The organism is Streptomyces sp. AK08-02 (assembly GCF_033795085.1).
GTDB lineage: Bacteria > Actinomycetota > Actinomycetes > Streptomycetales > Streptomycetaceae > Streptomyces > Streptomyces echiniscabiei.
Map to the genome: position 1 here is coordinate 254,740 of NZ_JARAZV010000016.1, position 14,649 is coordinate 269,388.

At 67.0% G+C, this 14,649-nt stretch carries 13 protein-coding genes; 9 read left to right on the plus strand and 4 right to left on the minus strand.

The genetic code is table 11. The features are described from left to right. Positions 1–76: 76 nt before the first annotated feature. The 7 genes from PV734_RS32135 to PV734_RS32165 all read left to right on the plus strand — a co-directional run bounded on the left by PV734_RS32135 (position 77) and on the right by PV734_RS32165 (position 8,230). A complete protein-coding gene (locus tag PV734_RS32135) occupies positions 77–916 on the plus strand; it encodes a site-specific integrase (protein ID WP_319293148.1) in 840 nt (279 codons plus the stop codon). Further along, positions 913–3,033, plus strand: a complete 2,121-nt coding sequence (locus PV734_RS32140) for a site-specific integrase (protein ID WP_319293150.1) — start codon at positions 913–915, stop codon at positions 3,031–3,033. The genes PV734_RS32135 and PV734_RS32140 overlap by 4 nt, the downstream gene beginning before the upstream one ends. A gap of 68 nt (positions 3,034–3,101) precedes the next feature. After that, the gene (locus tag PV734_RS32145) at positions 3,102–4,202 is read left to right on the plus strand and encodes a tyrosine-type recombinase/integrase (protein ID WP_319124072.1); all 1,101 of its coding nucleotides are present in this window, start codon (positions 3,102–3,104) and stop codon (positions 4,200–4,202) included. A 17-nt stretch (positions 4,203–4,219) separates the two neighbouring features. Next, complete coding sequence (locus PV734_RS32150) at positions 4,220–4,564, plus strand: helix-turn-helix transcriptional regulator (protein ID WP_319124073.1); 345 nt, start codon at positions 4,220–4,222, stop codon at positions 4,562–4,564. After that, complete coding sequence (locus tag PV734_RS32155) at positions 4,561–6,975, plus strand: site-specific integrase (protein WP_319124074.1); 2,415 nt, start codon at positions 4,561–4,563, stop codon at positions 6,973–6,975. The genes PV734_RS32150 and PV734_RS32155 overlap by 4 nt, the downstream gene beginning before the upstream one ends. Continuing rightward, positions 6,972–7,625, plus strand: a complete 654-nt coding sequence (locus PV734_RS32160; protein WP_319124075.1) for a hypothetical protein — start codon at positions 6,972–6,974, stop codon at positions 7,623–7,625. The genes PV734_RS32155 and PV734_RS32160 overlap by 4 nt, the downstream gene beginning before the upstream one ends. Then, on the plus strand, positions 7,622–8,230 hold the full coding sequence (locus tag PV734_RS32165; protein WP_319124076.1) for a hypothetical protein: 609 nt from the start codon (positions 7,622–7,624) through the stop codon (positions 8,228–8,230). The genes PV734_RS32160 and PV734_RS32165 overlap by 4 nt, the downstream gene beginning before the upstream one ends. Before the next feature lie 34 nt (positions 8,231–8,264). On the opposite strand, the gene PV734_RS32170 is transcribed toward PV734_RS32165, so the two are convergent. Further along, positions 8,265–8,648 (minus strand): hypothetical protein, encoded by a 384-nt coding sequence (locus PV734_RS32170; protein WP_319293155.1) that lies wholly within the window; start codon positions 8,646–8,648, stop codon positions 8,265–8,267. Positions 8,649–8,773: 125 nt separating this feature from the next. Between PV734_RS32170 and PV734_RS32175 the strand changes: the two genes are divergently transcribed. Next, positions 8,774–9,235 (plus strand): hypothetical protein, encoded by a 462-nt coding sequence (locus tag PV734_RS32175; RefSeq protein ID WP_319293156.1) that lies wholly within the window; start codon positions 8,774–8,776, stop codon positions 9,233–9,235. Positions 9,236–9,289: 54 nt separating this feature from the next. Then, on the plus strand, positions 9,290–9,913 hold the full coding sequence (locus tag PV734_RS32180; protein WP_415924303.1) for a DUF5655 domain-containing protein: 624 nt from the start codon (positions 9,290–9,292) through the stop codon (positions 9,911–9,913). A gap of 746 nt (positions 9,914–10,659) precedes the next feature. Here the strand turns inward: PV734_RS32180 and PV734_RS32185 are convergent. The 3 genes from PV734_RS32185 to PV734_RS32195 all read right to left on the minus strand — a co-directional run bounded on the left by PV734_RS32185 (position 10,660) and on the right by PV734_RS32195 (position 14,546). Then, entirely contained in the window at positions 10,660–12,897 is a 2,238-nt protein-coding gene (locus tag PV734_RS32185) for a hypothetical protein (protein ID WP_319293160.1), read from the minus strand. Beyond that, positions 12,890–13,468, minus strand: a complete 579-nt coding sequence (locus tag PV734_RS32190; protein ID WP_319293162.1) for a sigma-70 family RNA polymerase sigma factor — start codon at positions 13,466–13,468, stop codon at positions 12,890–12,892. The genes PV734_RS32185 and PV734_RS32190 overlap by 8 nt, the downstream gene beginning before the upstream one ends. A gap of 562 nt (positions 13,469–14,030) precedes the next feature. Then, positions 14,031–14,546: a VUT family protein gene (locus tag PV734_RS32195; RefSeq protein ID WP_046914108.1), complete on the minus strand. Its 516-nt coding sequence runs from the start codon at positions 14,544–14,546 to the stop codon at positions 14,031–14,033. Positions 14,547–14,649 lie beyond the last annotated feature (103 nt).

Consider the following 14,649-nt stretch of genomic DNA (forward strand, 5'->3'; position numbering starts at 1 on the left):
GCCGAGGCGCCCGCACTGGCGACGCCCGACCGAGGCGGGCCGATGGGCGCCGGGTGGCAAGCCGTACGCACCGTCGGTGCGAGCGCACAGTGAGACAGTGCTGAGGAGTTTCTACGACTTCCACCGCGACATCGGCACCGGACCGGTCCTCAACCCGTTCCCGCTGGACCGAGCACGTCGCGGCCGGCGGGCCCACGCCCACCACAACCCGATGGACCCACCCCGCAACGAGCGCACCGGGCTCTACCGACCGAGAGTGCCCAAGCGAGTGCCCCGCAGCGTCCCCGACGAGGAGTTCAACGAGATCTTCGCCCGGCTCCCGTCGCACCGCGACCGGGCCCTGGTCGCTTTCTACGTCTCCACCGGCGCGCGTGCCAGCGAACTGCTCAGCACATGGCAGGCCGGCGCCGATCCGGGGCGTCAGCTGATCTCGGTGATCCGCAAGGGCACCGGCGAGGTCCAAGAACTACCTGCCTCAACCGATGCGTTCGTCTGGCTGCGGCTTTACCAGCTGGAGGTGGACGACACGATCCCGCGTGGGCGACGCCTGCCGCTGTGGTGGACCCTGCGTTCCCCGTCGAGGCCGCTGACCTACCACGCGGTTCATCGCATGTTCGAGCGGGCGAACGCCCAAGCGGGGACGTCCGCGACGCTGCACGCGCTGCGGCACACCGCCGCCTACCGGATGGCCGAGGACCCGAGCCTCCCCCTCACCGATGTCCAATTCGTCCTCGGTCACGCGCAGTTGACCACGACACAGCTTTACCTCACGCCTCGCAAGGAGGTGGTGATCAGGCGGCTGCTGGCCCACCATGCTGAGCAGACACGGCAGGCAGCCGCCCGCATCGCTCCACCTCCGGCAGCCGACTACCGGCCGGAAAGTCTCGATGTGCTGTTCGGAACCGGTGCCCGATGACCATCACCTCGTCGCCGAGCGCCAGCCGCCGCACACCGGCTGCTGGACTGGAGCCTCAACTCACCCGCGCGATGGTCGCCCGGCAGCGCTTCCCCGCCCGCAGTGTTCCCAACAACTGGCCGGGCACCGAGCGCTCCCGCACCGAGACGGCCCGTTTGCTGTCCCGTCCGCCCTACACGCTGGAGAACGCCGGCAGCGAACTGCACCACAAGCACGGCATCGGCATGGTGCTGGACTGGCTGGAAGATCAGCCCGGGCAGACCTGGCAGGAGCGGTGGAACGCCAGCGGCATCGAGCAGGCCGGTGCCGCCTGGCGGCCGGTGATCAAGCAATGGCTTCACGAACGCGGCCTGAAAGCAGCCTGGCGTATGCCGGTGGTGGGCCGGGCCCTGACGACGGTGATCAGTGCTGAGCTGCTGCGGCCTTCGGTGGACTGGCTGGCCGCCGGGGCCAGCCGCCAAGGAGTGCTGGTCCGCTCCATGGCACACAGCCGAGACCCAGACGGATTCGAGCGCCTGCGAGAGCTGGGCGCCCAAGCCCAGGGCGTGCGGCCGGGCGCCGTCACTACAACGCTCTGCCGCAGCGCCCTCATTCTCGCGGCGAAGGGCGGCACGATCGCCGACATCACCGTCGGCGACGTCCTGGAACTTCTTGAGACCCAAGCCGTGGTGCTCAAGCGGGCGATGGTGGGGACTGAGGTGTTCTACCGCCTGCTTCACCAGTTCGGAGCCTTCGGAGAGGATGCCCCGCGGAATCTGCGCGAGGTCCGCTACCTGGGACAACGGACCCCGGAGGAGCTGATCGACCGCTACGGCCTGCGCTGCCATGCTGTCCGTGACCTGCTGGTGGACTATCTCCGTGAACGTCAGCCCGCGCTGGACTACAACAGCTTGAAGTCCCTCTCCTACCACCTGGGCAAACGCTTCTGGCAGGACATCGAGCACCACCACCCCGACGCCGACAGCCTCCGCCTCGCCCCGGACGTCATCGGGCAGTGGAAGCAGAGGATCCGCACCAAGGACAAGACCGTCACCACCCCCGATGGCCGCCGCACGAGCACCAAGGTCGAGCGGCTCAACCAACGGGACACGCTCACCCAGGTGCGGGCCTTCTACCTCGATCTCGCCCAGTGGGCCCTGGAAGACCCCGGCCGCTGGGGCCCTTGGGTGGCACCGAGCCCGGTGAGGGCCGACGAGTTGGAGAACCGCAAAGTACAACGACGGCGCAAGGCCAGGATGGACGCCCGTACCCGCGAGCGCCTGCCGGTCCTGCCCATCCTCGTGCGCTCGGTCGACCAGCGCCGCAGGGACGCCGCCGCGGTACTGGAAGCAGCCCGGCATGCCGATCCCGGCGAGGTGTTCACCGCAGCCGGTCAGCAACTCGTACGCGCCGTGGTTCCGCATGGAACGGCCGGCCGTATCTGGGCAGAGGACCCACACGCCGGAAGGCGCCGCGATCTGGGACTCGAGGACGAGCGCGCCTTCTGGACCTGGGCCGTAGTCGAGGTCCTGCGGGCCACCGGCATTCGCATCGAGGAACTGTTGGAACTCAGCCACCACAGCCTGGTCCAATACCGGCTGCCCACCACCGGTGAACTCGTCCCTCTTCTGCAGATCGTTCCGTCCAAGACGGACACCGAGCGGCTCCTGCTGGTCAGCCCCGAGCTCGCCGACGTTCTCAGCGCGATCATCTGCCGAGTCCGGGACACTACCGGCGCCGTTCCCCGGGTCCGCTCCTACGACCGCGGCGAATGCAAGTGGCAGGAGCCCGCCCCACTGCTGTTCCAACGGCGCATCTGCGGCGAGGACCGCGCGTTCACCGACGAAACCGTCCGCACCATGCTGGACCAGGCCCTCATCGACACCGGACTGACCGACGCCACCGGCGAACCACTCCGCTACACACCACACGACTTCCGACGGCTGTTCATCACCGATGCCATCCTCAACGGGCTACCGCCGCACATCGCCCAGGTGATCGCAGGCCACCAGGACATCAACGTGACTCTCGGCTACAAGAAGGCTCGGGAATTGCATCAGACGGGCGAGAAGTCGCAGGTCGCCAGCTCGGGGCGAGGGCCTGATGGACTCCAACGCTACTACGAAGCGGCCTCCTGATCAGGAAGTTTGCCAGATGGAACCCATCTGATGCAGGATTTGCCCTCCAGAAGGGATGGTCTGGAGTGGTGCAAGAGCGAAGGGTGGCCCTGGCCGGTGCAGCTCGTCTGGAGCTTGTCTCCGGGGTGATCCAGCTGCGTCCGGAGGACGCGATGGTCGATGCGATGCTGCGGGGCTGGCGGGCCCAGCAGATGTCCCGGGGGTTGAAGGAAGGCACGATCGCCGGGCGGGAACGGCTGATCCGGCGCTTCCATGAATTCACCAACGAGTACCCGTGGTCGTGGCTGCCGGGCCACATGGACGAGTGGTCGGCCTCGCTGACGGGCGAGAAGCACCTGGCACCTTCCACGATCCGAAGCTACCAAGGCGACGTTCGGCAGTTCACAGAGTTCCTCGTCGACGGCCGCTACGGCTGGGGGCCGGCCTGCGAGGACGCCTTCGGCACCCATCCAGTGGCGATCTGCCACGAGTGGAACACCATCGCCCATCTCAACGACTACGAGGGCGACCCGGAGGCCAGGCCGTTCACCCGGGAAGAGCTGCAGCGGTTTCTCGACTACGCCGACGATCAGGTCGAACGCGCGGTGAAGTCCAAGCGCAAGGGCGCCCTTGCTGCCTACCGCGACGCCACACTGTTCAAGGTCATCTACGGGTGGGGTCTGCGTCGGACGGAGACTTCGAAGCTGGATGTCGTCGACTTCGGCCGCAACGCGAAGGCGCGACAGTTCGGCCGGTACGGCACGCTCAACGTCCGCTACGGCAAGGCGAAGAAGGGCCAGCCGCCACGGCGCCGGAACGTGCTGTCGGTGATGGACTGGGCGGTGGACGCGGTCCAGGACTATGTGGAGAACGTGCGGCCGCGGTTCGGCTGTGAGGACCACCCGGCGTTGTGGGTGACTGAGCGGGGAGGACGAGTCAAGCCCTCCGAGATCAACGCCCGATTCGTGGCCTACCGGGACGCGTTGAAGCTCCCGAAGGAGCTCGTCCCCCACTCAATTCGCCACTCGTACGTCACGCATCTGACCGAGGACGGGGTTGACCGTCGGTTCATCCAGCAGCAAGTCGGCCACGAGTGTGACAGCTCCACCGCCATCTACACCCACGTCAGCGACGACTTCATGAACACTGCCCTGAGCAAGGCACTTGCCCCGGCGTTCGCCGGAACGTGACGAGGAAGGACCCGACGATGGCCGCCAAGCTCGACTACCAGTGGCACCTGCGCAAGATCATGGCGGACCGCGGGATGTTCTCCACGACCGACCTGATCGCTCCGCTGGAGGAACGCGGCATCACACTGTCCTCCAGCCAGGTCTACCGGCTCGTCGTGGATCGGCCCGAGCGGCTCAGCTTGAAGATCCTCATGGCCTTGCTGGACATCCTGGACTGCACGATGGACGACCTCATCGAGCCGATCGCAACGGCCGGCGCCGTGAAGAAGCCGAAGAAGGCGGCGGCAGGCGGGGCGCCCGCCGCCGACGGAGTCGGTGACCTGCGGCCCAAGCGGGCCCGGATCGCACCGGTGGACCGTTGAACGGGTACGCGGAGGAGGTTCTGGCCGACCCGGTCGGCGTGGTCGTGCGGCTGGTCGGGAACGTCGAGCGTCACCTGGATGCCGACCGCGTTCGCGAGATCGTCTGCACGGTGATGCGTGAACGAGCCGGTCGTCGGCGCCTCGCCCAGGCCCTGCATGACGATCCGTCGCTGCTGCGGACCGGACGGCCTCCGGCCCCTTTCTGCGTCGCGCGGTTGCTGATAGCTCTTCGTGAAGCCGGAGCCCAGGACATCGCGCTTCCCCGCTGTGGTGAGTGCGGCCGCGGACGCCCCTACGTGGGCAGCCGCACCGGCGGCCGGTGGGGATGCTCGCCCTGCTTCGACAAGCCGGCCGTCTGCGCGGGCTGCCGCCGGCAGCGGCGTGTCGTCAGCCGGGACCGCCACGGCGACCCTCGTTGCGCGAAGTGCCCGGACATGAACGGCGATCCACTCGCCGAACTCACCAGACTCGTCACCGCCGTCGATCCCGTGTTGACCGCCGACACTGTTCGATCAGCCCTCGAACGCGCCACCGTCCGAACGGCTGGCCAGCGCCGCCTGGCCTGGGCAGTCATCGCCCAGCCCGACCTGCTGACCGGCGCCGGCTACGACGCCCCGACCCCCGCCGTCCTGAGGTTCATCAGCGAACTCGTCCAAGCCGGGGCCACGACGGTGGTCAACCCGGCCTGCTTCCGCTGCCAGGAGGTCAAGGCACTGTCGAAGCTGCTGGACGGCAAACGGGTCTGCCGCAACTGCTTCGCCCGCAACTCGGCCGTGCCCTGTATCCGCTGCGGAGCCATCCGCGAACCCGCCACCCGGGATGGCGAAGGGCACCCGCTCTGCCCCAACTGCCTCGTCAGCGACCCCGTCAACCTGGAGGAATGCTGCGGCTGCGGGCGCCGACAGAAAGTCGCCGTCCGCCTTCCCGACGGACCCCGTTGCGCCAACTGCCGGCCAAGAACCGCCACCCGGTGCGGCATCTGCGGACGGACAGCGGTCTGTGAGATTTCCCGGGTCACGGACGAACCCTGGTGCAACCGGTGCCAGCTGCGGTGGACACCATGCAGCAGCTGCGGCACCGTCGACCACGTCCGCGGCGGCACCTGGGACGCGCCTTTGTGCGCGAAGTGCACCAACCCGGATCCGGACTTCTGGGGCCGCTGCCCGGTCTGCCGCACCACATGGCAGCTCAGCACCCGCCCCTGCCAGCGATGCACGCTCGACCAGTTGGTACGCGACCTCCTTGGCGGCAACACCGGCACAGTCCGGCAGGACCTCGTCGCCCTCTACGAGGCACTGTCCGGAGCCGAACGCCCCACCAGCACCATGTTCTGGCTCTCGGGCTCGAAGGTCAGCATCCTGCTCCAGCAGATCGGCCGCGACGAACGACCCGTCACGCACGAAACGCTCGACGAGCTGCCCGCGAGCAAGGTTCTCGCGCATCTCCGCAGCGTCATGGTCGCCATCGGAGCACTGCCGGCCCGCGACGAACGCCTCGTCGCGCTGGAGAGCTGGATCACCGTGGCAGTTCATGCCCGCACCGACCCCACCGAACGCCGGATCCTGCACGGATACGCAAGCTGGCATCACCTGCGGCGGCTTCGACGACGCCTCGGCAAGGAACACACCACCCATCTCCAAGCCCTGAACGTCCGCTGCCACGTCACCGCAGCGGCCAACTTCCTCGACTGGCTGACCGGCAACGGCCTGACGCTCAGCGACTGCACCCAGCCTGACCTGGAGCGATGGACCTCAGACGCCGATGCCAGCTACCGGGACGAGACCGGCCACTTCGTCCGCTGGTCAGTACAGCACCACCACGCCCGCGGCCTCACCTACGGCACCACCCGCTGGACGGGCCCCCTCAGCACCATCGACAGCGAGAAACGCTGGTCAGATGCCCGACGGCTCCTCCACGACGACGCCCTGCCCACCCCGGACCGCGTCGCCGGACTGCTGCTGGTCCTCTACGCGCAGAAGATCGCCACCATCAGCCGGCTCACTGTCGACGACGTCCACCTCGACAACGACACCGTCGCGATCACGTTCGGCACCTCGCCAGTCGTCCTGCCCGAGCCGCTGGCCGCACTCGTCCGCGAACTCGTCGCGACCCGCCGAGGCAAAGCCAAGATCGGAACCCCCGACGACGTCCCCTGGTTGTTTCCCGGCGGCCGCCCAGGACACCCCCTCGGCGATGACCGGATCGGCCAACGTCTCCACAAGATCGGGATCCGCCCCCGGCAGGATCGCTCCACCGCACTGTTCACCCTCGCCGCCGAACTGCCCGCCGCCATCCTCGCCCGGGTACTCGGCGTCCACATCCAAGTCGCCGTCCAATGGCAGAAGGCATCAGCCGGCGACTGGGCCTCTTACGCCGCCGATGTCAGCAGCCGTGTCCCGGAGAACCAATGAAACTGCCCATCACCATCCACCAAGCACGGCTCGGATCCACGGAGTTCAAGGTCATCCGACCCGCCCGGCCCCTGGTCCACGCAGTGCTCATTGACCACGATCGGCACCTGGACACCTACCTCGATCAGGACGCCGCCCAGCGAATCGGTGGGCTATGGAAGCTCGCCGCCTCTTCACCGCGCTCGCTGGTCCACCTGCCGATGCGGGGGAACCGTGGCCCCTCCCGCGAGCTGCCAGAAGACGGCACACGGCAGCTTGATCTCGTGCTGCTGCACCACTCGCTCCAGTTCGCACCCTCACGCTGGAAGGAAATACGAGGACGGCTCGGCCCAGGGCGGCCGCAGACCGTGACGCTGCCCGGCCCAGGACACACCGACGAAGCCGTGATTGATCACGAGGCACGGCACTACCAGGAGAACCGGGATCTTTTCCACCAGCACCTCCACGCCGAGACTCTGTTCATGACCGGCAGCGCGAAGGTGTTCAGGGACACCGCCCGGCACTTCTTCGACGTCGCCCGAAAAGGCCCCGGATACGTCCCCGTCCATCCGAGCTACCCGCACTTCTGCACCGAGCTCCACTCCAACGACGGCATTCTCGGCGACGCGCGCGAGATCCACATCGAGTACTGCGACCAGTGGGACTCATGACCCTGACCGACAGGACCCCGCCGACCATGACGTTCAACGATCACCTCCAGCATCTCGTCGTGAGGGCCCTCGCAGCCATCCCGGCCGCCGACGCCGGCGACATCTACGCTGTCTCCTTCCTCATCGACAACGAGGACGACGACCCTCGTCAGCCGACCTTGACGATCGGCTACAACACTGAAACGCAGGCCCGACGCAGCATCCAGGACGCCTCTGACCAGGCAGAAGCCCGCTGGAACTATGCTTTCTGGATCCAGAACGAGCTGACTGTGGTCGGCGACCTGACCAGCGACCCCGCCGGGGCCACAGCTCGCCAGGAGTGGATCACCGAACTCGGACTTTGGTACGACGAGCCGACCGACCTCGCCGACTGGGATTCAGTCATCGGGCCACTCGCCGCGCAGATCGAGGCCCGCTTCAACCAGACCTGCTGCCAGCTCGCCCGAACCCTCCACACGACCGGCGTCATCGAAAGATCTGTCGGCCGAACCGTGCCGGTGATCGTCCACGAGCTGGAGTACTACGAGGCGATCGCCCGGCAGACCGAGGCCGCCAACCCGCCCGGCCTCGCCGACGAGTTCACCTCATGGGTCCGCAATGGCTGAGGCATTCGGACAGTTCCAATACCCAACTCCACCATTAGCCGTCTACCCCGAGGAGGCGATCCAAGCGCACATGGCCTTCCTCGCCCGCCGCCGGTCCCTTCGCCCAAGCGAGGAATACCGCGTCCCCACTGACGATGAATGGCAGGAATTCCTCGGCCACTTCGAGCGGCGCAAGGTCTCCATCGGTGCATGCGGCCGCGCTTTCGGCACCCCCTGCATCCACGAACACGCCTGCGTCCGCTGCCCGATGCTCTGGCCCGACCCCGCTCAGCGTGACCGGCTCGTCGAGATCCGAGACAACCTCCTCGCCCGCGTCGCCGAGGCCGAACGCGAAGGATGGCTCGGCGAGGTCGAAGGGCTGCGGGTCAGCCTCGCCGGTGCCGAAGACAAACTCGCCCAGGTCGACCGCCGTCGCCACGATCGCACCACGGTTGACCTTGGAATCCCCATGACCGGTGCCCCAACCGACCAGGCTCCCGCCCGCCCACCTGCCTCGCCGCGATCCGAACATCGATGTCAGTAGGCAGCCATAGTGTGTCGGCCATGACAGCAACGATCAGTGTTCAGGTCCTAACGGTCGACGAGCTGCTGCCTGCGGTGGCGGAACACTTCGGCTCGGAGTCCGCCTTCATCACGAATCCTCTCTCGGAGCTTCCCGGCGTCTACGTCTGGTCGACTGACGGCAGGGTGCTTTACGTCGGATCGGCCGCATCCCTGGCCAAGAGAGTGGGCGATGAGAAGTGGTGGATAGCGGGCCACGAGCCCGATGAGCAGTGGGAGGTGACTGTCATTCACATGCTGAAGATCTACAACGCAACGGTGCAATGGGTCACGACCCCGGACCACGCAGACGCCCTGCTGTTGGAACGACGCTTGATCGAGTGGCATCGCGCCTGCACGGGCACGGCACCGCTGGTCGTCGGCTGGGAAGCGAAGAAGGAAAGCCCGCGGAAAGCCGGAGAGCAGTGGGCTCGGGAACTCTGGAAGCGGAAGGTCAGGCAATGACAAGGCCACACCGCTGAGTTCAGAGAAGGCGTGATCCATCAGGGCCTCTTCTACATGGCGTGGCTGATGGACCACAAGGACGCATTCCGGCACCTGGTCCGCGACCGGCTCGGGGCTGCGGTCGCGGCCCAGGTGCTGTGGAGCGCACCGAGGCTGATCTGCGTGGCCGGCGACTTCACTCGCTACGACGTTCATGCCGTGCGCGAGCACCGCCGCTCGATCGACCTGGTCCGTTATCGGTTCTTCGGCAACGAGCACATCGGCCTTGAGACGGTCGCCTCCATCGCCGGCCAGACCCCCGCCTCCAGGGCAGTCTGCCGTCGCCGCAGGGCGGAGGTGCCGCGCGACCGTCGTACGGACGGGGCGATGGTGGAGCTGGCTGCCGCGGTTGACGAGGTGCTGCTCGGACTCGGTGACGACATCACCAGGGTCGAGAACAGGACCTACCGGGCGTACCAGCGGCTGCGGAACTTCGCCTGCGTCTGCCCGCCGCAGAAGACCAAGCTGCTCGTCTACCTCAAGGCCGACCCCAAGGAGGTCGACCTCGTCCCCGGATTCACCCGGGACGTGACGGGGCTTGGGCACCACGGAACCGGCGACCTGGAGGTGCAACTGCGCACGGACCGGGACCTGGAGCGCGCCCAGGACCTGTTCCGCCTCAGCTACGCCGCGGCGTAGTGGCTTCTCGTCCCGATGGACGGCAGGGCGGGTTATGCGGTTGTGGGGCTTCGTCGTGGCGCTGCCTTTCGACGTGGTGGTCAGGTGAATGGCGGTGGATTACTAAGGGTGCGGGGGATCCCCGGTTTCGCTAACCGGGGATCCGGTGCTATAAGGCATCGCCGATTTCTAACGTCACTACTGAAGGTGCAGTTTCCCAGCCTGGGCGTGAGAAGCCCTGTCGCCCATGGTTATTTGCCCTGACGCGAGCGCTCTTACAGTTGCGACCGCCGGTCGCCCCAAAAGCCGGCCGCCACATCGGCGTGGCGACTGAGGATCGCAACCCGGACTTCGACCCGGTGGTGGTGCAGCAGATCTGGGAGTGGTGATCGCCCCCCTCGGTGCGACTGAGGATCACAATATGAAGGGCGAGGGGCGAGACTGCAGAACATGCCGGCGGCGGCCCTCCAGGGCGACCGAGGATCGCAACACCTGCACCTGTGACGCGAAGCTCGAGCCGCACCCCAGCGGCGGTCGCCTTCCAGGGCGATCGAGGGTCGCAAGCGTGCGTCGAGTACGGCGGGCCAGCACGTGACCCAGGTGGCGGTTGCCCTCCGGGGCGACCGAGGATTGATGGTGGCTCATGGCAGGTGCCTTACATGAGCCACCATCACCAGAACTCGGCTGCCCATCGTGGCAGCTCACGACTTACAGTTGGCTCCCGTCCTTGCGCCGTAGGGATCTGCGAACCCGCACGGTTTCCCTCGCTACACCTCTGAGACCGCCCGGGCGACGATCTCGGCAAGTCTGGGACTTTGTCGGGCCATGGACTCCAGCCAGTGGTGCGTCACGAAATCCCGCTGGGTGGTTACGAGTTCTCTGGAGGCCCTCGTCACGAGGGATTCGGCCTCGTGAGAGACGTCCCCAACGATCTGCTTGCGGTCCACGGAAAGGGCCGGGGGCGTGGGGGAGCCGGTCAGGTTGATCACGACTCCGTGCAGGGCGTTCCGGCGCCGGGAGTCGGCGAACACCCCATGGCGGACGGAAGGCTGTACGAGCAGCCCGTCGGCCAGGAGCGCTCCTCCGGATTCGCACCAGACCACTTGGCCCGCAAGCGTGTGGACCACCCGGCCACGAACGTCGATGACGTCGTGGTGACGCGGTGCCTTCTTTCTGGGCCACAGTTCGTGCGGTTGCCATGATGCGGATCGGTCGCCGTGTCGGGCCGTGGTCGTGTACTCGGCGATACCGAGGACCTTCTCCAACACGTCAACGCAGGAGGGGGCATTCCGTTCGTCCCTGAGAAAGAGGCGTACCCGGGTACCCGGGATGGTGCCCTGAGCACGCACCCGGGTGATCCTGGCTGGCTGCCCTGGGCTGGGCACGGTCATCTTCAGCTCTGGGCCGGGAAAACCCTGCGGGTCTATGCGGCATGTCGTTACGTCGATCTCATCGGCAAGCATGAAGTAACTCATCACGCCGATGCCGAAGCGACTGTTGGGGTACATCTGCACCGGTGGTTCACACGCTTCCCACTGGGCCTTCTCCTCCCGGAACTCCGGCAGTTCGGGGAATCGCAGCCCGACTCGGGAGAAGGATGTCCTTAGCTCCTCCTCCCCCATGCCGATCCCGTTGTCGACACAGTCCAGGAAGGCACGGCCCTGCTCGTCAACGCCTTGGGTGAATTCAATCCTCCCCTGCCAGAGATCGCTGAGACCGTTTGTCCGGCTTAGGTACTCGCGCCGCGCAGAGCGGTACCGGCAGGCATCGAGTGCGTTCTGGTACAGCTCGCGGACCGCCAATCCGCTGTCCTGGTACAGCTGCGTGCCCATCAGGAGTTCACGGATGCTGTCTTCGGGCAGGGTGAAGCGCCCCAAGGACGCGAGGCGCTTATCGCCCTCCAGTCCTTCGGCATAGGTGCTCGGTCCGGGGGCGGTCCGATCGGGCTGGCGCACCACATGCAACCTGGCGGTCCCTTTGCGACGCCCCGGGGCGGTGCCGTCTTTCGTGATGTCCGAGGGCGGGGCTGCAGAGGTGCCGATGAACGCGACACCGTAGAGGTCGCGGTCCTCCAGCGAGGTGCCGGCCGATGAATTTGCGTACTGCACCAACTGCTGAATCGCGGCGTACGCATCGGTGCCAGTGGCCGCCATGGCCGCACGGAAGGCAGGACGCGGTCTAGGCGCGGAGCCGGCACCCGCAACCTCGCGCAGTACTTCCTCTGCTTCCTCGGAACGGGCCAGCGATGCCGCGATGCCGTCGCCGATGCTGGTGAGCCGTCTGCTGAGGGCAAGGTCAGCTCGTGGAGGGACCGGCGATGTGGATCTCTGGGGCTCGAGCCGCTCCCTTCCCAGGGAGGCCACCAGAGGCAGGAAGATGTGCTCGCGGACCTCGTCGTAGAACTCCGTGTCCTCCTGGGCGTGGCCGCGGCCGGATTCTGTGCCCCCGGCCCCCGGAACGGCGTCCTGCCCGGCATCCTCCAGACGGGTCTCCGCGAGGAACGCCTCCTCCGCCCGCCCGCGACCCAGCCCCGCCGTACGCAGACGCTCTGCTACGACAGTCAGGCGCGCCGCGTCACCATGGCCCCAGCGGGCAGCGCGAAAGAGCCACTCGACCGCCATGAAAGCGGTGGTCTTTCCTCCCCCCATGGGCGCGCTGATGACCAAGAGCTGGGCATCCTGGGGGGTCTGCCTGTGCTCCCGCAGGTGAACAGCCGTCAGGCGGAAGGCTGCTCCCGGATGTTCCTGCTCCGAGGCGATTTCGAACCAAAGGCGGGCCGTTGGCAAGTCCTCGCGGCGCAATGCCTTCGTACCGAGGCGGTAGGCGCTGTTGGCGTCGCGACGCCGATCGCCGTACCCGGAGGCGTGGGTGGCGCCGACAGCCGTTGACGAATTGCCCCAGTCGCCTGACGGGCGGTCCCAGAAGTCGGTCTGGGACTGGGAGTCGGCCAGCACCTGTGTCCAGCTCGGTGGGAGCTGGGAATCGTTGGGATTCACGTCACTCACCACTTGACCCTTCGCCGAGCCCGACATGCCGTCTCACTTCTCGCAGGGCCCGGTGTCTCTGCACACTCACCTGGTTCTTCGACACACCCAGATGCGAAGCGATTTCATCGTCCTCACGACCGTCGCGCTGCATCATGAGCACTTGGCGGCCCTGCGCGGAGCGGACTGTGGCGATCGCCGGGTCGATCTCCTCACGCCACAGCAGCAAGGTGTCGTCCTCCGGAGTGGCGGCATCACCGAGCACCTCCAACGGGACCTCCCGCCCGCGGCGCCGTAGAAGGTCCTTCGCCAGATTCCGGGCGATCGTCCAGATATACGGCAGCGGATCTCTGTTGGGGTCGAAGCGCTCGTCCCGCAGGGCTCGGATCCATGCCTCGTGAGCGATGTCCCCAGCCAGGTCCATCAGACCAGCCTTTCGTAATCTGGCGATGATCAGGGTGTTGTGCTCCCTATACGCTTTGTGCAGGACCCGCTCTCGGTGGGCCTTCGGATCAGGGCGGTCCTCAGGGCTGCTCACCACGGGCGGATTTTCCCCTGCCTTGGAGGCGCGGACTGCGGCGGCACCTTCCATGCCGTCAGAGTGCTTCCATCACCCGACTGGTAGCGCACAACCGCGCCGTCGGGCACGTGCTGCAGGACCGTGGCGATCACGGAAGGGTCGCATCCGGCTCGCGCGTCGGGAGCCCGCGGATCTCTGCCGGAGAGCCGCTGCACCCATAGACGGCGTACGACAGTGCCCAGCGCCGCCACCAAGGCGGTGCCGGACGTGACGTAGTCGGCAAACTCCATAAGAGTCACAGGATGCTTCCCTCGGATCGAAGCCCATGGGGCGCACATGCGCCCTCACATCCCATACGCGGCAGAGGGGTCTTGCCTTAACAGCCTTCTTCGAGATCTTTTCCGATTCTGCTGCCAGCCCGCGTTCAACGCGGGCTGGCAGCAGAATCGGCGATGGGGGCGGACAGCGTGCGGGCCGACGCTCGCCCGCACGGTCCGCCAACGACGGGACCGCGAGGGAGTCCCCCCACACACAACGTCTCGGTGAACTGTCGCCAGGCGGACGGACGGCACGGGGACGGGGAGCCGGTGAAGGTGCACCACTCCTCAGCCGGTGCACCGGATGCGCAACGGGCTCAGGCGGTCGCTTGCTTCCGTCGGCGAAGTAGAGCCAGGACGGCGACTGCTGTAAGGGTCATCCACGCTTTGCCGAGGATCTGTCCTGGCAGGTACTCGAACGAGCCGAAGGCCAGCTTAAGGAACAGGAGGCTGTCCGAGAGCAGGCCGATCGCGTTGGAGGCGAGCATCGCGATCAACAGGCCACGCTGCCGCAGAGGTTCGTAGACGGCGAAGTCCATGGTTTCAGCGACCCCGAAGGCGGCTGCCGAAGCAACGGCGAGCGCCGGATCGGCGAGGAAGTACGAAAGGATGGTGCCGACGGCTATGGCCGCGAGGACGGCTACGCGGCCGGTTGATTCTCGGGCGAGGTCGCGAAGGACGAGTGCGAGGCCGACCAGGTATACCCCGGCTGGGGCGGCGTAGCCGAAGCCGACGGGGACGGCTCCGAAATGGGTGACGGCGAGGTTGGCCGCGGGGATGGTGGCGACGTAGGCGACGAGGGTCGTGATACCGGCTGGTGCGGGGACGTTCACAGTCTTCTTTCTGTCTCGGTGAAGTGGTCGATGCGCCGATGCCACGCCGGGGACGGGCGGCGGGGTGAGCGCGCAGACAGTACAACCCACGCCACTGACACCA

Coding starts and splice junctions, on each gene's coding strand:
- PV734_RS32140 (WP_319293150.1), top strand. CDS start 913: ATGACCATCACCTCGTCGCCGAGCGCCAGCCGCCGCACACCGGCTGCT.
- PV734_RS32150 (WP_319124073.1), top strand. CDS start 4,220: ATGGCCGCCAAGCTCGACTACCAGTGGCACCTGCGCAAGATCATGGCG.
- PV734_RS32160 (WP_319124075.1), top strand. CDS start 6,972: ATGAAACTGCCCATCACCATCCACCAAGCACGGCTCGGATCCACGGAG.
- PV734_RS32165 (WP_319124076.1), top strand. CDS start 7,622: ATGACCCTGACCGACAGGACCCCGCCGACCATGACGTTCAACGATCAC.
- PV734_RS32175 (WP_319293156.1), top strand. CDS start 8,774: ATGACAGCAACGATCAGTGTTCAGGTCCTAACGGTCGACGAGCTGCTG.
- PV734_RS32180 (WP_415924303.1), top strand. CDS start 9,290: ATGGCGTGGCTGATGGACCACAAGGACGCATTCCGGCACCTGGTCCGC.
- PV734_RS32190 (WP_319293162.1), bottom strand. CDS start 13,468: ATGGAAGGTGCCGCCGCAGTCCGCGCCTCCAAGGCAGGGGAAAATCCG.